The 241-nt window shown below is 48.1% G+C and carries 1 rRNA gene; it reads right to left on the bottom strand.

Annotated features, from left to right (window positions below):
- Positions 1-85: ribosomal RNA gene (locus AYO36_RS14065) — 23S ribosomal RNA — on the bottom strand; the annotation flags it as partial.
- Between the last annotated feature and the right edge of the window lie 156 nt (positions 86-241).

Consider the following 241-nt stretch of genomic DNA (forward strand, 5'->3'; position numbering starts at 1 on the left):
CTCCCCGAAGCATATCGCTGTTCGTCGCGTCCTTCATCGGCTCCTAGTGCCAAGGCATCCACCGTACGCCCTTCATACCTTGATCTAGCGTTGGTATTCTAAGAACACACGTCTAATGACATGGTTATAAAAAGTTTGATGTCTTGTTGATGTCTTCAGTTTTCAAGGTGCGAGTGTCTCTTACGAGACTGAGAGACGAGCTCTCAAAACTGAACGATGGGCATGTCCCGTAAGGGACGTT

Origin of the sequence: Exiguobacterium sp. KKBO11, from assembly GCF_001644945.1 — a bacterium.
Lineage (GTDB): Bacteria > Bacillota > Bacilli > Exiguobacteriales > Exiguobacteriaceae > Exiguobacterium_A > Exiguobacterium_A abrahamii.